21 protein-coding genes are annotated in these 17,692 nt (G+C 44.8%); 19 read left to right on the top strand and 2 right to left on the bottom strand.

The window, feature by feature from the left end; all coding sequences use genetic code 11:
• Window positions 1-73 precede the first annotated feature (73 nt).
• Window positions 74-700, top strand: a complete 627-nt coding sequence (locus CR164_RS04845; protein ID WP_110022810.1) for a YrbL family protein — start codon at window positions 74-76, stop codon at window positions 698-700.
• Between the two features lie 18 nt (window positions 701-718).
• On the opposite strand, the gene CR164_RS04840 is transcribed toward CR164_RS04845, so the two are convergent.
• A complete protein-coding gene (locus CR164_RS04840; RefSeq protein ID WP_110022809.1) occupies window positions 719-1,804 on the bottom strand; it encodes a glycosyltransferase in 1,086 nt (361 codons plus the stop codon).
• 110 nt (window positions 1,805-1,914) lie between these two features.
• Between CR164_RS04840 and CR164_RS04835 the strand changes: the two genes are divergently transcribed.
• The 18 genes from CR164_RS04835 to CR164_RS04750 all read left to right on the top strand — a co-directional run bounded on the left by CR164_RS04835 (window position 1,915) and on the right by CR164_RS04750 (window position 16,916).
• The gene (locus CR164_RS04835) at window positions 1,915-2,847 is read left to right on the top strand and encodes a CPBP family intramembrane glutamic endopeptidase (protein WP_110022808.1); all 933 of its coding nucleotides are present in this window, start codon (window positions 1,915-1,917) and stop codon (window positions 2,845-2,847) included.
• A gap of 327 nt (window positions 2,848-3,174) precedes the next feature.
• Window positions 3,175-4,008 carry a phosphatidate cytidylyltransferase gene (locus CR164_RS04830; RefSeq protein WP_110023045.1) on the top strand — a complete coding sequence of 278 codons (834 nt, stop codon included), beginning with the start codon at window positions 3,175-3,177 and terminating at the stop codon, window positions 4,006-4,008.
• 94 nt (window positions 4,009-4,102) lie between these two features.
• Window positions 4,103-4,573, top strand: coding sequence for a PTS sugar transporter subunit IIA (locus tag CR164_RS04825; RefSeq protein WP_110022807.1), 471 nt, complete (start codon window positions 4,103-4,105; stop codon window positions 4,571-4,573).
• 24 nt (window positions 4,574-4,597) lie between these two features.
• Complete coding sequence (hisS, locus tag CR164_RS04820; protein ID WP_110022806.1) at window positions 4,598-5,896, top strand: histidine--tRNA ligase; 1,299 nt, start codon at window positions 4,598-4,600, stop codon at window positions 5,894-5,896.
• 93 nt (window positions 5,897-5,989) lie between these two features.
• Window positions 5,990-6,262, top strand: coding sequence for a glutaredoxin family protein (locus CR164_RS04815; RefSeq protein ID WP_110022805.1), 273 nt, complete (start codon window positions 5,990-5,992; stop codon window positions 6,260-6,262).
• An 81-nt stretch (window positions 6,263-6,343) separates the two neighbouring features.
• Window positions 6,344-6,550 carry a hypothetical protein gene (locus CR164_RS04810; RefSeq protein WP_110022804.1) on the top strand — a complete coding sequence of 69 codons (207 nt, stop codon included), beginning with the start codon at window positions 6,344-6,346 and terminating at the stop codon, window positions 6,548-6,550.
• 171 nt (window positions 6,551-6,721) lie between these two features.
• On the top strand, window positions 6,722-7,222 hold the full coding sequence (locus CR164_RS04805) for an LSm family protein (protein WP_204901789.1): 501 nt from the start codon (window positions 6,722-6,724) through the stop codon (window positions 7,220-7,222).
• A 53-nt stretch (window positions 7,223-7,275) separates the two neighbouring features.
• Entirely contained in the window at window positions 7,276-8,838 is a 1,563-nt protein-coding gene (gene nusA, locus CR164_RS04800) for a transcription termination factor NusA (protein WP_110022802.1), read from the top strand.
• A gap of 43 nt (window positions 8,839-8,881) precedes the next feature.
• Complete coding sequence (gene infB, locus CR164_RS04795) at window positions 8,882-11,620, top strand: translation initiation factor IF-2 (protein ID WP_110022801.1); 2,739 nt, start codon at window positions 8,882-8,884, stop codon at window positions 11,618-11,620.
• A 12-nt stretch (window positions 11,621-11,632) separates the two neighbouring features.
• The gene (rbfA, locus tag CR164_RS04790; protein ID WP_110022800.1) at window positions 11,633-11,998 is read left to right on the top strand and encodes a 30S ribosome-binding factor RbfA; all 366 of its coding nucleotides are present in this window, start codon (window positions 11,633-11,635) and stop codon (window positions 11,996-11,998) included.
• Between the two features lie 63 nt (window positions 11,999-12,061).
• Window positions 12,062-12,760: a tRNA pseudouridine(55) synthase TruB gene (gene truB / locus CR164_RS04785; protein WP_110022799.1), complete on the top strand. Its 699-nt coding sequence runs from the start codon at window positions 12,062-12,064 to the stop codon at window positions 12,758-12,760.
• 7 nt (window positions 12,761-12,767) lie between these two features.
• Complete coding sequence (locus CR164_RS04780) at window positions 12,768-13,733, top strand: bifunctional riboflavin kinase/FAD synthetase (protein WP_110022798.1); 966 nt, start codon at window positions 12,768-12,770, stop codon at window positions 13,731-13,733.
• Window positions 13,734-13,778: 45 nt separating this feature from the next.
• Window positions 13,779-14,048 carry a 30S ribosomal protein S15 gene (gene rpsO / locus CR164_RS04775; RefSeq protein WP_110022797.1) on the top strand — a complete coding sequence of 90 codons (270 nt, stop codon included), beginning with the start codon at window positions 13,779-13,781 and terminating at the stop codon, window positions 14,046-14,048.
• An 82-nt stretch (window positions 14,049-14,130) separates the two neighbouring features.
• The gene (locus tag CR164_RS04770) at window positions 14,131-15,018 is read left to right on the top strand and encodes a YicC/YloC family endoribonuclease (RefSeq protein ID WP_110022796.1); all 888 of its coding nucleotides are present in this window, start codon (window positions 14,131-14,133) and stop codon (window positions 15,016-15,018) included.
• A gap of 135 nt (window positions 15,019-15,153) precedes the next feature.
• Complete coding sequence (gmk, locus tag CR164_RS04765) at window positions 15,154-15,729, top strand: guanylate kinase (RefSeq protein WP_110022795.1); 576 nt, start codon at window positions 15,154-15,156, stop codon at window positions 15,727-15,729.
• A 14-nt stretch (window positions 15,730-15,743) separates the two neighbouring features.
• Window positions 15,744-16,097, top strand: a complete 354-nt coding sequence (locus CR164_RS04760) for a DNA-directed RNA polymerase subunit omega (RefSeq protein ID WP_110022794.1) — start codon at window positions 15,744-15,746, stop codon at window positions 16,095-16,097.
• The gene (locus CR164_RS04755) at window positions 16,078-16,572 is read left to right on the top strand and encodes a VOC family protein (RefSeq protein WP_110022793.1); all 495 of its coding nucleotides are present in this window, start codon (window positions 16,078-16,080) and stop codon (window positions 16,570-16,572) included. Before CR164_RS04760 ends, CR164_RS04755 begins: the two co-directional genes overlap by 20 nt.
• Window positions 16,573-16,586: 14 nt before the next feature.
• On the top strand, window positions 16,587-16,916 hold the full coding sequence (locus CR164_RS04750; protein ID WP_110022792.1) for a hypothetical protein: 330 nt from the start codon (window positions 16,587-16,589) through the stop codon (window positions 16,914-16,916).
• A 4-nt stretch (window positions 16,917-16,920) separates the two neighbouring features.
• Here CR164_RS04750 and CR164_RS04745 read toward each other — a convergent pair whose 3' ends face one another.
• Entirely contained in the window at window positions 16,921-17,658 is a 738-nt protein-coding gene (locus CR164_RS04745) for a sugar phosphate nucleotidyltransferase (protein ID WP_110022791.1), read from the bottom strand.
• Between the last annotated feature and the right edge of the window lie 34 nt (window positions 17,659-17,692).

Raw genomic sequence — 17,692 nt, 5'->3', positions numbered from 1 at the left:
TGTTTTTTTGTTACAATTTGGTTAAGGGTGAAGTAAGGTAATACGGCAACAAAAAAACAATATACTGGTTTTTATGGGTAGCGAAGCTTTGGTAGTCGATGAATCATTGTTTCTTGGCAAGGGTTCGAAACGCATTTGTTACCGTCATCCCGAGGATGCAAGCAAATGTATCAAAATCGATCTGAACGAGAAACGAAAAATTACACCTAAGGAGTTGAAGTATTACCAGCGATATGCCCGAAAAGGGGTACGTTTTGATTTGATCGCACCATACTTCGGTGAAGTGATTACGAATGAAGGAAAAGGTTACGTGTTTAGCCTTGCCAGAGATTATAATGGCGAAATTTCGAAAGATGTCAGGTATTATTTGAAAACTTGTCGAAATGACGAGGTTTTAGATGATGTTTTTAAGGGAATGTTGAAGCTGAAAAGATTTATGGTTTCCCATGGTATCATGACAACGCTGGTTGAACATCACAACATGATTTATCAACGGATCACCCCACATAACGGCAAGGTAATATTTATCGACGGTATCGGGAATAATCAGTTTTTCCCTTCGGCAAACTATTTACAAATGCATGCTAAAAGGGTGATACGAAGAAAATGGTTTAAGTTTGAGCAGCGCTTGATGAAGTGGAACAGGGATAAGCCTCATATTTATGAACGGTTTAAAGCGTTGAATGAAGCTCGTACGTGACGCCTTGAAACAAGCCTCTTATTCTGCTGAATCTGTGCATTTTTCCACACAGAACCTAGAGAGATAATTCTCCAGTTCTTTTCTCATCTTTGTGATTGAAAACTTGGCGGTGGTACTTTTCTTTGCATTTTGGGCTATGCTTTGCAAAACTGTTCTATCGAGGTATAGTTTCCCTAAGACTTCCGCGAGCATCGTCTCATCTCCATAATCTATCAAAAGGCCGTTTTTGCCGTCAATGATCACCTCTTCCGAGCCTCCTGCACAGGTACTGATAGGAGCGTTTTCAAGGTACATTGCTTCCAATAAAGCATTGGAAATGCCTTCATTGGTTGAGGTCATGGCAAAAACATCGCTTGCAGAAAGATAAGGATAAGGATTTTGAAGAAAGCCGGTGAATATGACTTTCTCTTTGATGTTAAGATCTTCGGCAAGTGCCGTGAACTCTTCTTCGTTTGGGCCATCGCCTATGATAACGAGGCCAGCACCTGCATCAGGAAAGCTTTTTAAAAACAGACTAAAGCTCCGTATTAAAAAATCAAACCCTTTACGATGTGTCAATGTGCCAATCGCAGTGATAGTGAAAGGATATTGTTTTTCGGCTGCGGGGATGCTCTCTTGATCGATTCTATCCGTGTCCAGTCCATTATAGATAACCTTGATATTTGCTTGCTGCATGAACCTTGATTTCAAAAGAGACTGCTTTATTTTCTCTGCATTGACGATAATGCCGTCTGCCATTGTGCTATAGATGAGTTTGTGAACAATCGGTATTTTCAGTTCGCGGACAATGCCGAGGCGGAGTATGTTGGTGATTCCGCAGATTCTGGCAGCAAGCCCTGCAAGGACGTAATCCTTGCGTTTGGTTGGGATCAAGATGTCAATTTTGTCCTTTTTTATAATCTCGACGAGTTTGGCAAGCGAGTAAAGATCGAAATGGCTGATGCACGGAAGGCGATATTTATGAACGGCGATTTTATCTCCGACAACGGCTCTTCGGTAAACAAGGCTGACCTTGTGCGAGACGGAAAGGGACTCTGCCGCCATGCGTACCCATTTTTCGGTGCCGCCCCAGGTTCTTGCTGAATTAATGAATAAAATATTCATAATGATTTGGTGGATAAAAGGCGTTGAGGAATTCCAATTTGCTCGATTTTCATATTTTCACCCTGAATGGTACCGAGGAGGGAATTTGATCGTAAAACAAATAAGATGCAATGAATGATATATATCATTCCCTGAAAAAGAAAAACCTTGTTTTTTACTGGACCAGTCTTGTTTTGCTGGTTGTTCTTGTTCTGTATCCTCTCCTGGGGGGGATTTTGATGTCCTTTGTGCTGTCTGCTACAGGTGCCGAAGTGGATTGGTCGAGGTTTGAACGGCAAGATCTTGCCAGCATTCGAATGGTACAGGTTGTTGGCCAGATCTTGTTGCTTGGCCTGCCTGTTTTGTTTCTTGTGGGGCTGCAGACCGGAGAGAAAAAGCTGTTTTCAAAAAAAAACCTCGAGTTTCTCGGTTATGGACATCGGGTATCAGGGGCAGCAGTTCTGCTTGCCGTGACAGGGGTCTTGCTGCTTCAACCTTTCATTTTCATCCTGATCGAGAGCACAGGGTATTTTCTCTCTTATATGGGTGAATTCGGCGAAAGTATCCTTGACAATCAGGAGCGGCTCCAGTGGTTTTTGATGTTTCTTGCCGGTGCTGATTCGTTCAGTGAATTTCTTACGGTTGTTTTTGTTGTCGCGGTGATTCCGGCTTTATGTGAGGAAATGTTTTTTAGGGGATACATTCAGAAAAACTACATGTATTCACTTTCTCCGGCAGGGGGCATTTTGCTGACAGGTCTCGTGTTTGGTTTGTTTCATATGAGCCCTGCCAATCTGCTTCCTTTGACGGTTATGGGCTGGTTCATTGGCTATGTATATTATAAAACACAAAGTCTCGTTGTTCCGATTGTGGTTCATTTCTGCAACAATTTTTTATCGCTTGTCATATTGCAGTTGCAGCAAGAAAATCCTGATGTTTCAGGTGAATCGTTTATCATGGATGAAACGATAGGGTGGGTTATTCTTTTCGTAACACTTTCCTTGTTGCTGTTTACTCTTGTCATGCGGAGCTTCAACCGGCTTTTTACTGTGGTGCGTTACTGATGTTGGGTTTCCACTGTTGATTGTGGGGGTTTTTTTGTAGTTTCATGGCCCGTTATCGAGACAGGGCCGGTTGTAAAGATTGTTGAGAAACAAGTGGCCGGAAGGTACATCGAGATCAGCTTTTTGTCGGCCAACTGTTATTGTGAAAGATCAATGCCGATAGTGATCATGGTAGTGAACCCTGAAAAAGGAGAGTCGGGAATCGGGGACGGGTTCATGAAAGTGTAGCAAGGGTTTTACAAGGGAGCCTCAGGGTTTGAAGAGAGGCAAAGGTGATCTCTGAAATTGTATCGTGAACGATTGCTTTTGCAAAAAAAGTTGATGGTTATGGCTGAAACAGGTACTTCAAATTTGCTGAAAAGAGTTGCGGTCGCTCTGATCGGTATTCCGGTGATTGTATGGTTGACCTGGATGGGTGGGGTATTTTTCTTTTCCTTGATTCTTTTGCTGGCTCTGCTTGCATCGTATGAGTTTTACCGTCTTCTCTCTGTAAGAGCTTTTCCGCCTGCACTGCCGTGGTTCTTGTTTTTTTCGCTCGTCCTGCAATTGAATTTTTTTGTACAGGTTACTGAACCGTGGTTGCTTTTTCTGGTCATCCTGATGGTATTTCTTGTGATGGAGCTGTTCAGAACAGCAGGGTCGCGAATAGTCAATATCGGTTCGTCAATGACGGCATTACTCTATGTGAACACAGCATTTGGGTCGTTAATGCTGATCAGAAATTTCGAGCCGACAGGCTTTTCCTATGTTCTCCTGCTGTTTGTCTGCATCTGGTCTGCAGATATAATGGCATACTTTGGAGGAAGCCGTTTGGGAGGAAAATTTTTCAAACAAAAATTTTTTGAACGGTTGAGTCCGCACAAAACCTGGGAGGGTTTCTTTGCCGGGTGTGCAGGTAGTGTTTTGGGTTCGGCTGTGGTGGCTTATTTTGACTCGGCTCTTCATACGGTTTTTGCACTTTTTTCCGGTCTTTTTATTGGCTTGCTAAGCCCGCTCGGAGATCTGATCGAGTCGATGTTCAAACGTGATGCGGAAGTCAAGGACTCTTCTTCGTTAATTCCGGGGCATGGGGGGATTCTTGATCGTTTTGATACTGTCATGTTTATTTCACCCTTGCTGTATCTCTATTTGTTTTTCGCAAGGTCTCTGAGTGGACTGTAAGGAATGTTTTTTATATTAAAAATTCTTTTTGTTTTGCTGATGTCTGGAGCATCATCCGGCTTTGAATGGGAAAAACGTCAAGTAGGTTGTCATAATGAAGATTGAAAGTCTGCTTTCCGAAAAATACATAGAGTTACATATCGAGGTGGCAACTAAAGAGGAGGTCATAGATAGAATGCTTTCGATAGCAAGTACACATTCCGGTGTGAAAAATCAGGGAAAGCTACGTGAAGATGTGTTGAAACGTGAAATGGAGATGTCAACCGGGATAGGGCAGCAAATTGCCTTGCCCCATACGAAAACTGAAGCGGTATCAAGTCCGGTTCTTGTTTTTGCAACGCTTAAAAACGGCATAAATTTCGATTCTATCGACGATGAGCCTGTACAGGTTGTTTTCCTGCTCGCCACTCCCGAGGAAATGCTCGCCGAACATTTGAAGCTTCTTGGCCGTATCACCCGCCTTGCCGGAAGGGCCGATGTCAGGGAAAAGCTCATGGCGGCATCGAGTTCTTCTGAAGTTCTTGAGCTGTTCAGGGAAGAAGAGAAAGATTTTCCGCAGATATGACTAATTGTTAAGAACGGTTTGGATATGTCGCAATACCGCGCGGTAAAAGGTACAAGAGATATTTTTCCTGGCGAAATTTCTTCATGGAATCATATTGAGAAAGTGATTCACAGGGTTGCTGGCCTGTACGGGTTTCACGAGATTCGTACACCTGTTTTTGAGTATACCGAACTCTTTCAGCGAAGTATTGGGGCAACAACCGACATCGTGGGTAAGGAAATGTTTACGTTCAGGCCCGAAGAAAAAGGGCGCTCGATAACCTTGCGGCCTGAAATGACAGCAGGGGTGATGCGTGCTTTTATTCAAGGCAACCTTGCTGCAACTTCACCGGTTCACAAGCTTTATTACATCGCCGAGTTGTTCCGTAAGGAACGCCCTCAGGCAGGACGCCAGCGCCAGTTTTCTCAGTTCGGCGCTGAATTGATAGGTGTGTCATCTCCGGAAGCCGTGGCAGAGGTGATAGGGATGATGATGCAGGTGTTTGCCGATCTGGGAGTGACCGGACTCAGGCTGAGGATGAACTCTCTCGGTGACGTCAAAGACCGTATGCATTACATAAAGGCATTGAGAGAATATCTCGAACCGCTTTCCGCTTTGCTTGATGAACACTCGAGGGAGCGGCTTGATAAAAATCCTCTTCGCATTCTGGATTCCAAGAATCCGGAAATACAGGCTATTATCGCAGATGCTCCAAGGCTGCATGATTTTCTCGGTGCCTCTGCAATTGATGACTTTGAAAAAGTGTTGCATTATCTCGATGAAAAAGATTTGAGCTATGTCATTGATCCTTTGCTGGTCAGGGGACTTGACTATTATTGCCATACGGCTTTTGAGGTGACAAGCTCCGAACTGGGTGCACAAGACGCTATAGGAGGGGGAGGGCAGTATGACGGGCTTGCCAAGCAGCTTGGCTGCAAATCAGACATTCCGGCCGTCGGTTTTGCGGTTGGTCTGGAAAGGCTTTTGATTACCATGGAAAAGCAAGGGCTGCTGGCACATGTCACGTCCGAGAGGCCCCAAGTATATGTTGTGCTTCAGAGTCATGAACTCGTTGCTCATGCTGTCGGTATCTGTGATGCGTTGCGAAAATCCGGAATCAGATCGATAATGGATCTTGCCGGTAGAAGTATGAAGGCTCAGATGAGAGAGGCGAACAAGATGAGTGCAGCATACGCCTTGTTTGTCGGACAGGATGAAATACAAAATCAAGTTTTTGGATTGAAAAATCTCGTGACTTCCGAACAGGATTTTCTTTCGATTCAGCAAATTATCGAAAGGCTTGAACCTTTCAGCGAATCGTCGCAAAAAACAAGTGACGAGTGAAGAGGTTTTCCGTTGGCGGACTTGCTCTTGTTACCAGTTTTTTTGAGGAGAGAAGGTGGTTGTGAACCCCGAAAAAGATAACCGGTAGTGACTATGTTGCAGAAAAATGTCTCTTTTTACACAAAACCCGGCTGCTTGTTATGTGATGAAGCACTGCTCCAGGTAAACAAGGTTCGTTCGGAGATACCGTTTCATCTCGAGGTTATCGATATCTCGCATTCTCCCGGTTTGATGCAGAAGCATGGTTTGCATATACCTGTTGTCCTCATCAACGGCGTCGAAGTTTTCAGGTATCATGTCGATGAAGCTGAATTTCGCACTCTGCTTCTCAACGGGAACGAATTGGGGAACAATACTCCCGGATAGTTTGTTTTTGTCGTTGCAAAATGGATGTGTGTTCATGGCAAGGTGGCGCGAGTGGTTTGTATCGTTAAATGAATTTTAAAGATGTTGTTTCTTTTAAGACTTGTTCTGCTCATCATTGTTTTTGTGCTGCTGATTAGAGCATTGATACGCTTTTTTGCGCAGCGTTTTATAAGGCAGCAATGGCCTTTCCAGTCACTGTATCGAAATAGCAGGGATGGAGCCTCCGTTTCCGGAGCTGCGGAGGATGCGGATTTCGAGGTGATCGAGACAACGATGAAAGACAAATGAGCTTCTTTTATAAAGAAAAGAGTATTTCCTGTTTCATTTGAACAATTTTACCCTTTTTTATACATTGCATAACACGCGAGGGAAAGGATAAGATTTTTTTGAAAGTGGGTCGCCCCCACTTTTTTGTTTTTCTGATACAAACGTAAGGTTGTTGATGTGGTAAAAGAGAGATTGGCGTCGTTTATTTGCGGTGCGCTGGTAGCATGCGGGAAGGAGAGTGTTTTTCTTGTTGATGTTCGTGTGAAAGGTACTGCCCGGATAAGCAAGGTTGAAGTGCTTGTTGATACTGATACGGGTATTTCGATAGCCACGTGCTTGTTGGTCAACCGTTGTTTGATAGATGTTTTTGAAGAGAGTGAAGACGTGAAAAGTCTGGTCGGGGATGATTATGAACTGACCGTTTCGTCTCCCGGTATCGGAGAGCCGATAATGAATGTGCGCCAGTACATCCGTCACACAGGGCACCTTTTGCGTTTACAGTACACGGATCAAGACAATGTAATGCATGAAGCTGTCGGAAGGCTTCTCACGGCCGAGGTCCTCGGAGTTGCCGCGCCATTCATCGTTCTTGAGCCGATTATAGAGAGGAAAGGCAAGAAGGGTGTACACTCTGAACCGGTACGCTTGGAGCTCAGTTGTATCAAGAGAGCAGTCGTGGAAGTCGAGTTCTAAAAATGAATGTTAAGAGAATCGTATTTTCTTTAAAATAAAGGAATTACAAAGAAATGGCAAGAAAGCAGATCAAGGCTGAAAAGCAAGATAGGAAAGAGCTTATCGCAAACGCTTTTGGGGAAATCGAGCAGTCGAAGATCTTTCTGGACAAGCGTACTGAAAGTGCCGCTGTAAAGATGGATATCGCGGATCTTCTGAAAGATATTATTCAGAAACAGTTGCGTAAAGACTACGATCCCGAAGTAGAAGCCAATATATTTATCAACCCTGAACGAGGTGATTTTGAGGTTTACATTCTTAAAACAATAGTTGACGAAGTGGATCTGCCTACTATTGAAATCAGCTTGGAAGAGGTGAGTAATATTGATGAGTCTCTCGAACTGGGAGATTACTATGAAGAAGGACCTATAAAGCTCGAGGATTATTTGACTCGTAAGTCGATACAGATTATCAAACAGTCGGTTCAAAAGAAAGTGCGTGATCTGGAACGGCAGGTAGTCTATGAGGAGTGTCTCGAGAAAGTAGGGGAAGTTGTTGCCGGGGAGGTGTACCAGGTGCGACCCAGCGAAGTTGTTTTTACATACAATACGTCCAAAGATCATCGGGTTGAGCTGATTCTGCCAAAATCAGAAATGATGAAGAAGGATAATCCCAGGCGAACCCCGAGGATGAAGTTGTATGTGAAGCGTATAGAGAGGGAAAAAGTGAAGGTCAGGCAGGATGACGGGACGATTGTCGAGAAAGAGAAGCCGGATGGCGCGATGAAGGTCATTGTCTCGAGGATTGACGATCGTTTTCTCTACAAGCTTTTTGAAAGCGAGGTTCCGGAGATTCTGGATGGTCTTATTGTTATCAAGGGAATCGCCAGGGTACCCGGTGAGCGGGCAAAAGTTGCTGTTGAGTCGACAAGTTCACGAATCGATCCTGTTGGGGCAAGTGTAGGGTACAGGGGGAAGCGCATTCAGAGTATCGTCAAGGAGCTGAACAATGAAAATATCGATGTTATTTATTATACCGATGATCCTCAGATATTTATTGCACGAGCGCTTCAGCCGGCAAAAATAGATCCTATGACGGTGCATGCCGATATGAAAACCCGAAAAGCCCGGGTGATGCTCAAGCCTGAACAGATAAAATACGCCATTGGAAAGAATGGTAACAATATTCATTTGGCTGAACGGCTTACAGGTTACGAGATCGATGTATACAGGGATGTCATCGACAAATCGATGGAGGATCCCAACGATATCGATATCATCGAGTTTCGTGAGGAATTCGGTGATGACATGATTTACCAGCTTCTCGATAGTGGGCTTGATACGGCAAAAAAAGTTCTTCAGGTTGATATCGATGTCATTGAGGAGGCTCTGATCGGTCCGTCGAAAAGCGAGGAGTCGGCTATATTCAGCAGGGGCAGGAGGGCGTCAGTCAAGCAAAAAGAAAGAAAGATCAGCGAAGATGAACGGCGTTACTGGAAAAAGATAGCGGAAAACATTTACAAAACGGTAAAAGATCAGTTTAATGAGGCGGACCTGCAGGATATTGTTGATGAGGACGATAGACGAGAACAAGATGATGATGTGGCAGGTGTCGGCGATGATGATCAGAACAACTGATACACAAATAGGGTAATCGGTTACTAAATCCAGAGGAGGTTGTATGTCCCCTGAGGGAAAGGAGATGAAATATCGGATAAGTGACATTGCAAGAGAGCTACAAGTTAGCCCACAGGAGGTGCTGCATTTTGTTAAGGAGGCTGGGGGAAAGGTCGCCTCAACATCTTCCATGGTTAAAGAGCCGATGCGAGACTTGATCCTGAACCAGTTCAGTGATGAGAAAAAACTTGTCGATGAAACACGCAAAATTCGAGAGGAGAAGCAGCTGCGACTCTCTCGTCTTGAAGAGCAGTCGAGAAAAACCTATGAGAAGGAACAGCAACTGAAAGATATTATCAGTGGTCGCCCTGAAAGGGTTGGAACATCACCGAAAACAGAGGCTCAACCCGAAACTCCTGAGAAAGAGCAGGTTCTGGAAAAAGAGGTGGTCGAAGAATTGACGGTTCCGGAGGCGGTGCTTAAAGCTGAAGAAAAGACTGTGCCTGTAGTAGAAGAGGAACCTGTCGAGGTCTTGGACAAAGCCTCTCCGGTTGATGAGGAAAAAGAGGCAGAGGGGCAAATCACCTTTGAAAGTCCTCAGAATATCGGAGGACTCACTGTTTTTGGCACGATCGATGTTCAGAATGGGCCTGGGATAGGTGGTGATGCGGATAAAAAAGGAAAGAAAAAACGTAAAAAGAGATTTAAAGAGCAGGCCGATGAGCTGAAAGATGAGTTTGATATTTCTGCCAAAGGTGAAGAGGTTACCGAGAAAGCTGCTGCTTCTGACAAGAAAGTAGTGAAGAAGGATTCCGAGGGAAGTGAGAAAACAACAGAGGGTGTGACTCCGTCGAAGCGAAAAAAGGGTAAGAAGAAAAAGAAACCCGAGGTCGACGAAAAGACAATCGAAAAGAACATTCGCAGTACCATCTCCGGTATGGATGAGAGCGGTGGTGGTGGGGCTTCAAGGCAAAAGTTCCGCAAGATGCGGAAGATTGAGCGTGAAAAGGAACAGGAAGCGGCCGACGCGATCAAAGAGGCTCAGCGTAGCATTATAAGAGTCACGGAGTTTGCCACTGCCCATGAGCTTGCTGACCTTATGGGGGTTACTCCGAAGGAGATTATTCAGCATTGCTTTACGATGGGAAAATTCGTGACCATCAACCAGCGGCTTGATAAGGAGACCATTGAGCTTGTTTCTCTCGAATTCGGGTTTGAAGCCGAGTTTGTTTCAGAGGTTGAAGCAACCGAGGTCGTCGAGTTGGAAGACAATGAAGAGGATCTTGTCATAAGGCCTCCGGTCGTTACGATCATGGGTCATGTGGATCACGGCAAGACTTCTCTCCTGGATTATATTCGAAGCAGCAATGTCGTCGCGGGAGAGTCGGGTGGTATTACGCAGCATATCGGCGCATATGAAGTGTCTCTTGATGGGGATCGTAAAATAACCTTTCTTGATACACCGGGTCACGAAGCGTTTACAGCGATGCGTGCCAGGGGGGCGCAGGTGACGGATATCGTTATTCTTGTTGTCTCGGCGGATGACAGCGTGATGCCGCAAACAATAGAAGCGATTAATCACTCGAAAGCTGCAGAAGTACCGATTGTCGTTGCCATAAACAAGATTGACAAGCCGGAAGCGAATCCCGAAAAAATAAAAACACAACTTTCAGAAGCCGGAGTATTGGTGGAGGACTGGGGTGGCGAATATCAGTGCCAGGAAATCTCGGCCAAACAGGGTACCGGTATTGATGAACTCATGGAAAAAGTGCTGACAGAGGCCGAAATCAGGGAGCTGAAAGCAAACTTTTCAAGGGAGGTTCCTGCCAGGGGAATCATCGTTGAAGCTGAACTCGACAAGGGAAAAGGGGTCGTTTCGACAGTTCTGGTGCAGCGTGGCTTTTTGAAAGTCGGGGATCCGTTTGTTGCTGGTCATACAATGGGGCGAGTACGTGCGCTTATGGACGAACGGGGCAAAAGGATCAGGGAGGCCGGACCTTCTCAGCCTGTAAGTGTGCTGGGTTTTGAAGACCTTCCTCAGTCCGGAGATGAATTTACCGTTATGCTTTCCGACAAAGAGGCGAGGGAGATTGCGCAGAAACGCCAGATCATCCGGCGTGAGCACGAGTTCCGGCGCAGTACCCGTGTTAAGCTCGATAGCATTGCCAGGCAGATAAAAGAAGGGCTCATGAAGGAGCTGAGTGTCATTATAAAGGCTGATACGGATGGTTCCATACAGGCTCTTGCTGACGGCCTGATGAAAATTCAGAATGAAGAGGTAAAGGTTCAGATTATTCACCAGGGAGTCGGTCAAATAACCGAAACTGATGTACTGCTTGCCGCCGCATCCGATGCTATTATTATAGGCTTCAGGGTCAGGCCCAATGTCAATGCCAAAAAGCTGGCTGAAAAAGAGGATCTGGATGTACGTTTTTACAGTGTCATTTATCATGTTATAGAAGATATCGAACAGGCTCTCGAAGGTATGCTTTCACCCGAGCTTCACGAAGAGAGTATCGGCTCGCTTGAGATACGACAGGTGTTCAAAGTGCCGAAAATCGGTAATGTCGGAGGTTGTTACGTTCTTGAAGGAAAAGTGTTCCGCGATTCCAAGGTTCGCCTGCTTCGCGAAGGGGTTCAGATCTATGATGGTGAACTGGATTCGCTTAAACGCTTTAAGGATGATGTCAAAGAGGTGGACGCAGGGTATGAGTGTGGATTGAATCTCAAGGGATACAGCGATATTAAAGTGGGCGATATTATTGAAGCCTATCGGATTGTTGAGAAGAAAAGAAAACTTTGAAGATCCCGTAACATGTCGATTCGTACCGATAAAGTCGCCTCTTTATTGCAGAAAGAACTGAGTGCAATTTTCGAAAAAGAGCTACCTCGAAACGGGCCTTTGCTCACTGTTGTGGAAGTGAAGGTGACCAATGATCTTGGTATAGCAAGGGTATATGTTTCTGTTATCGGCGATGAAAAGGAACGGATGGATACTGTCAATCGCCTGCAGAATGAGACAAAATACATTCGTAAACTGCTTTCGGCCAGAATACGCCACCAGTTTCGCAGAATCCCTGAGCTGGAATTTTATGAAGACCGTACGTTTGAAAAAGCCAGCAGAATTGAGCAATTGCTGAAACAGGCTCTTCATGAAGGGCGAGACGGGTCAGCTACATGATATAAAGAAGTGCATGACTTTTCCGGGAAATGAACAAACGAACGGTGAAAGGAAACAGTGACTATGAACGGTGACACCGGTGATTTTTTGCTTGTGGATAAACCGATGGACTGGACTTCGTTTGATGTCGTGGCGAAAATTCGCAATACCTATAGCGCAGCAGGGTTACGCAGAAAAGTTGGGCATTGCGGAACGCTCGACCCTCGTGCGACCGGGTTGCTTATCCTTGCAACCGGTAAGAAAACAAAACAGATATCGGGCCTTGAAGTACTCGATAAAGTGTATGAAGGGGTTATAAAACTCGGTGCGATGACTGAGAGCCACGATACAGAAACTCCCGAGTATGGAGCGTGTGATGTTCGTCATCTTGGTATAGAAGAAATAAAATCAGCGGCGGCGGCTCTCGAAGGCAGGCATATGCAAAAGCCACCCATGCATTCGGCAGTGTGGCATAAAGGTAAGAGATTGTATGAGCTGGCGAGAAAGGGACAGCATGTTGCTGAGAGAAAAGCTCGTGAAATATGTGTCAACAGCTTTACAGTGCTCTCTGTTGATCTTCCTTTTATCCATTTCCGTATGGATGTATCAAAAGGAGCGTATGTAAGGGTACTGGCTCATGATTTTGGGCAGAGTTTGGGAGTTGGAGGATATCTTGTTTCTCTGAGAAGGATGGCAATAGGTGAATTCAGCGTCTTCGATGCGAAAAGTATTCCCGATACTGTCGAGATTATTCTTCGCGGAGCAAAAGATTCAGTAAGGTAGGCGGTTTATGCGAATTGTTATCTTTCAGGAATCGAAAGTGATGGATTACCATACCGGTGAAGAGGTTGCGTTTCCGCAAGAACCGTCTGCAGTTACAGTTGGGTCGTATGACGGGGTGCATGCAGGTCATCGCAAGATTATCGGTCAAATGGTAAAAACGGCTTCGACTCTTAAGCTTCGAAGTGTTGTTGTGACTTTTGAGCCTCATCCGAGGCAAGTAGTCAACCGTGACCCATCTGGACGTCTCAAGCTTTTGACTCTCTTGGAGGAAAAAGCCATGTTGATTGAGCGGCTTGGGGTGGAGTGGCTTTTTGTTGTCAGGTTTGACAATGTTTTTGCTGCGCGAAGTTCTGAATCATTCATTCAGGAGGTTCTGGTTGATCGGATAGGAGCGAAAAGCATTGTGATAGGCTATGATCATGGGTTCGGGCGAGATCGAAAAGGTGGTGTGAACACGTTATGCAGTATGGCCGAGCAAAACCATTTCGAAGTCAACGTCGTCGATGAAGTTCGGTTGGGCTCTGAACACTTTTCGAGTACAAGAATACGTACCCTTCTTCGGGAGGGGGATATCAAAGAAGCGAACCTGTTTCTCGGTTCCTCGTATCTGATTTCCGGAAAAGTCGTGCATGGTAATAAAAAGGGGCGAAAGATCGGATTTCCTACAGTGAACATCGAGATAGAGAGTTCCGACAAGCTACTGCCGAAACTCGGGGTCTATATTGCGACAACAGTTATAGATGGTTGTGAGTTCAAAGCTATGATGAATATCGGGGTGAGGCCAACTGTTGCTGCCGATTCGGCTCCAGTGGTAGAAGCATATATTCTTGGTCATTCGGGAGATCTGTACGGAAAGGTATTGACCTTTCAGCTTCTTGAGCGATTGCGAGATGAAATGAGGTTTTCGTCGTTCGAGGCACTTCGGGAACAGCTGAGGAAAGATAAAAAATCGGTGGAGCAATATCAGAAATAATACTATATTATAGATCTTGCGATTCTAAAAAATAAATGACAAGTCATGAGTGTCACAAAGGAAATTAAGACAGGTATTATCAAAAAGTTTGGCGGTACAGAGCAGAATACCGGGCAGACAGAAGTTCAAATTGCGCTTTTCAGCAAACGTATAAGCGATCTTACCGAGCATCTGAAGAGTCACCCGAAAGACAAACATTCCCGTCACGGTTTACTCAAGCTTGTAGGAAAAAGAAAAAGTTTATTGGCTTATCTGAAGAAGACCGATATCGAGCGCTATCGTAAAGTTCTCGCTGATCTGGAGCTTCGTAAATAAAAAGTTTTTGTGTAGAGCATAGGTTTTTAACCCTTTTTCTATGCAGAAACTACATCCTTCACGAATTTAACGGCGCAGAACTATGTTGGAAAGCATGACAGGTTTCGGAAGTGCAGAAAGTGTGAAGGATGGTGTTCATGTTGTCGCGGAAGTTCGTTCGGTCAATAACCGGTTCGCCGAGATAAGCGTCAAGCTTCCGCGTCAGTTTTCCTCATATGAACTTGATGTTCGTGAACAGATCCGTTCTTGTCTGCAAAGAGGCAAAGTATCGGCGTTTGTTCAGGTGAAACTGGATGAAGAAAAGCAGATTCCAATCACGGTCAATCGTGAAAAAACAAGGGCATTAAGGGAGCTTCTCGATATTGTCCGAAAAGAGGCGGGTATTGAAAGTCCTTTGACCCTTGATCATCTCTTACGCTTTTCTGAAATATTTGATTCCGATAGTACGCTCCTTGAAAAAACAGATGAGATTTGGCCTTTTGTTAGGGAAGTGCTCCATGAGGCAATTGACGGGATGAAAAAAATGCGATTTCAGGAAGGTGAGGAGCTGGCTAAGGATTTTATGGGGCGTATAGCGTCGATTAACGATACATTAGAAGAAATTCAGGTTTTATCCCGTAACAATGTGTCTGCAGTTCATCAGCGGCTTTCGGAAAAAATAGCCGTTATAGCAGGCGATCAAGTCGCATACAGCAGGGAGCGCCTTGAGATGGAGCTTGTACTGATGTCCGATAAGCTGGACATTACTGAAGAGTGTACCCGTTTTGCCAGCCATAACAAATTCTTCATTGATGAGATGATGAACAGCGAGAGTGGTTCCGGAAGAAAGTTGAACTTTCTGTTGCAAGAGCAGTTAAGAGAAGCAAACACAATCGCCTCAAAATCACAGAATGCCGATATTTCTCAGAAAGTTGTGCATATCAAGGAAGAGCTTGAAAAGATTCGTGAACAGCTCCAGAATATTGAGTGACGAACTTGGTTCCGGGGGCTGAGCGTTCTCTTGCCATGATAATGGGTTGGCCTTGGCGCTTGATATTCGAACCGGTCACTGTAAGTTTAAGTTCAGCAGGATTTCAAAAAAAAGCAGAAAGAGCTTGAAGAATAGATGAGTGTCAAACCGGGAAAGTTGGTCGTATTTTCAGCCCCTTCCGGAACCGGGAAGTCAACAGTGGCGAAACTGGTGCTGGAACGCATAAAAAGTCTTGATTTTTCTGTATCTGCCACTACACGCAAAAGACGCAAAGGGGAAGTTGAGGGTAAGAATTACTATTATCTGACAAAGGAAGCGTTTGAAAAAAAAATAAAAAGTGGTGGTTTTATCGAGTATGAGCATTTCTTTGGCAACTTTTATGGGACATTGCTGGATAAAACAGGCGAAGCTGTCGTGGCCGGCAAGAATTTGCTGTTTGATCTGGATGTCAAGGGAGCATTGAACCTCAAAAAACGTTTTCCTGACAGTTCTCTCTTGATTTTTCTCAAACCTCCCTCTTTTGATGAATTGAAGAAACGGCTTCTGAAAAGAGACAGTGAAAATGATAAAACCCTTGAAGAGCGCCTCGAGAGAGCGGAATTTGAGCTTTCATTGGCACATCAGTTTGATCGGGAAGTTGTAAACGATGATCTCAACCGAACGGTCGATGAAATAACAACGGTTATTACTGAATTTCTTTCAAAACAATAAATGCATGCAAACGTATGTCCGTGAAACCAGTAGATTTGAACAGTTTGAGAGCCAGGCACGAAAATCTTTATGAGACGGTAGTGGCAATATCGAAAAGAGCTAAAGAAATTCATGAAGAAGAACGTGCAGAGCTTGAAGAGAAATTGCTTCCATACAAGGAGATGATTCGTAATCCGGCGAGTGAGTCCGAGTCTGACAAGGTTTTTCCTGAGCAGGTTGCAATCAGTCTTGAATTTGAAGCTCGTCAGAAAACAGCTCAACGGGCAATCAATCAGTTTCTTCAGAACAAGTTTGATTATACTCTCGAAGAGAAAAGCGATAAGGCAAAGGTACAGAACGGAGAAGAAAATGAAGTTGACAGGGATTAACCAGATTACTCTCAGAGTCAATGACGTAAGGGTTGCTGAAGATTTCTATGTTGGGGTGCTCGGGATGAAAATCGAGTATCGAGCAGGAGCCAATATCTCGTATCTGAGAGTCAAGTCGGATATGATTGTTCTTGTTAAAGCAGAGACGCCGGGGGTGCCTGAGGCTCGGGATATTCGGGTTGATCATTTCGGTTTCAGGCTTCCCACCGATACCGAAGTCGATGAAGCTGCGGATTACCTCGAAGAACAAGGCGTACATCTCGTCACCCGGCCTGCTCAGCGTAGAGAGGGAAGAGCTTTCTTCGTGATGGATCCGGATGGGAATCTCATTGAATTTTACTCAATGAAGTCCAGAGAACTCGAGGCTTCCGAGGAGATGATCGATAACAGTCTACCCGATGAGCTTGCTGCACAATCCAGAAAAAAAATGGCTGAAAAAGGGGTTGGGAAAAAAACCAGAAGAAGCAGAAAGTAAAAGTCTAAAGCATTATGGATGTTAAGACTGTAACAGATGTCGAGCAGGAAATAAACAGGCTCCGCAGGGGAATAGAGAGCTGCATGAGCCGTGCCATGACATGTGCCGATCAATGTGAGTCGGCTGAAAAACCAGTGACTTTCAATGCAATAAAAAAAGAGCTTGAAGGATACCGTTTACAACTCGGGGTCGTTACGGTGATGCTGGACTCTTTACAGAAGAAGGCCATCGATACCGAGGGCCTTTGTTCGGAAACAACAGCTTTTCTGGAAAAAATTCTCTCGCAGGGTCTTTCTTCGGAGGATGAAGGCTTTTCCGCATCATCCATCAGCCCACTCGCCTGATGGGTCACGAGCCATGCAATAACAGTTTTTCAGCTTCTCTTAGTTGTTCCACTGTGTTGATGCCTTTGATTTCATCAGCATTTTCTGTCCGAAGTGCGCAAACCTTCTCTCCTTTTCCGAAACACACAGAAAAAACATCAGTGAGATAATATTCCTGCTGAGCATTATCATTTGTGATTTGATGCAAAGAACGGAAAAGAATATCCTCTTTGAAGACATAAATGCCTGAATTTATTTCCTTTACAAGCAATTCTTCAGGTGTGGCGTCTTTATGCTCAACAATCTTGGATACCGTATTACTGTCCTTGTAACGAATGATTCTTCCGTATCCTGATGGATTCTCTAAATGAGCTGTCAGTACGGTTGCCGCAGCATTTTCGATACGGTGATTGTCAATGAGATCTTTGAGGGTAGAATTGCTTACAAGGGGAGCATCTCCTGAAAGGATTAGGATGTCTCCTGGAAATGAACGCAGGTGTTCTTCTGCCTGCATAACGGCATGACCTGTCCCAAGCTGAGGTTCTTGAAGGGCCCACTCGACCGGAAAATTTGCGGTTGCCTCTTTTACCTTATCTGCCTGATGTCCTACAATCAACACAATTTTATCGGGCGCAAGAGCAGTCGATTTTTCAAGGACATATTCTATAACAGGTCTTCCATTTACCTTGTGCAGCACTTTTGCCAGATCTGACTTCATTCTGGTGCCTTTTCCGGCAGCCATGATAATGATAGCTAATGACATAGTAAAAGGGGAAAGTTAAAAGTTCAGCTCATCG

This window comes from Prosthecochloris marina (genome assembly GCF_003182595.1).
Classification (GTDB): Bacteria; Bacteroidota; Chlorobiia; order Chlorobiales; family Chlorobiaceae; genus Prosthecochloris; species Prosthecochloris marina.
This window is presented reverse-complemented; position numbering and strand designations above follow the sequence as displayed.

Excerpts from the sequence above, each read along its gene's own strand:
- CR164_RS04845 (WP_110022810.1), top strand. The coding sequence starts at position 74 with ATGGGTAGCGAAGCTTTGGTAGTCGATGAATCATTGTTTCTTGGCAAG.
- CR164_RS04840 (WP_110022809.1), bottom strand. The coding sequence starts at position 1,804 with ATGAATATTTTATTCATTAATTCAGCAAGAACCTGGGGCGGCACCGAA.
- CR164_RS04835 (WP_110022808.1), top strand. The coding sequence starts at position 1,915 with ATGAATGATATATATCATTCCCTGAAAAAGAAAAACCTTGTTTTTTAC.
- CR164_RS04830 (WP_110023045.1), top strand. The coding sequence starts at position 3,175 with ATGGCTGAAACAGGTACTTCAAATTTGCTGAAAAGAGTTGCGGTCGCT.
- CR164_RS04825 (WP_110022807.1), top strand. The coding sequence starts at position 4,103 with ATGAAGATTGAAAGTCTGCTTTCCGAAAAATACATAGAGTTACATATC.
- hisS (WP_110022806.1), top strand. The coding sequence starts at position 4,598 with ATGTCGCAATACCGCGCGGTAAAAGGTACAAGAGATATTTTTCCTGGC.
- CR164_RS04815 (WP_110022805.1), top strand. The coding sequence starts at position 5,990 with ATGTTGCAGAAAAATGTCTCTTTTTACACAAAACCCGGCTGCTTGTTA.
- CR164_RS04810 (WP_110022804.1), top strand. The coding sequence starts at position 6,344 with ATGTTGTTTCTTTTAAGACTTGTTCTGCTCATCATTGTTTTTGTGCTG.
- nusA (WP_110022802.1), top strand. The coding sequence starts at position 7,276 with ATGGCAAGAAAGCAGATCAAGGCTGAAAAGCAAGATAGGAAAGAGCTT.
- infB (WP_110022801.1), top strand. The coding sequence starts at position 8,882 with ATGTCCCCTGAGGGAAAGGAGATGAAATATCGGATAAGTGACATTGCA.
- rbfA (WP_110022800.1), top strand. The coding sequence starts at position 11,633 with ATGTCGATTCGTACCGATAAAGTCGCCTCTTTATTGCAGAAAGAACTG.
- truB (WP_110022799.1), top strand. The coding sequence starts at position 12,062 with ATGAACGGTGACACCGGTGATTTTTTGCTTGTGGATAAACCGATGGAC.
- CR164_RS04780 (WP_110022798.1), top strand. The coding sequence starts at position 12,768 with ATGCGAATTGTTATCTTTCAGGAATCGAAAGTGATGGATTACCATACC.
- rpsO (WP_110022797.1), top strand. The coding sequence starts at position 13,779 with ATGAGTGTCACAAAGGAAATTAAGACAGGTATTATCAAAAAGTTTGGC.
- CR164_RS04770 (WP_110022796.1), top strand. The coding sequence starts at position 14,131 with ATGTTGGAAAGCATGACAGGTTTCGGAAGTGCAGAAAGTGTGAAGGAT.
- gmk (WP_110022795.1), top strand. The coding sequence starts at position 15,154 with ATGAGTGTCAAACCGGGAAAGTTGGTCGTATTTTCAGCCCCTTCCGGA.
- CR164_RS04760 (WP_110022794.1), top strand. The coding sequence starts at position 15,744 with ATGTCCGTGAAACCAGTAGATTTGAACAGTTTGAGAGCCAGGCACGAA.
- CR164_RS04755 (WP_110022793.1), top strand. The coding sequence starts at position 16,078 with ATGAAGTTGACAGGGATTAACCAGATTACTCTCAGAGTCAATGACGTA.
- CR164_RS04750 (WP_110022792.1), top strand. The coding sequence starts at position 16,587 with ATGGATGTTAAGACTGTAACAGATGTCGAGCAGGAAATAAACAGGCTC.
- CR164_RS04745 (WP_110022791.1), bottom strand. The coding sequence starts at position 17,658 with ATGTCATTAGCTATCATTATCATGGCTGCCGGAAAAGGCACCAGAATG.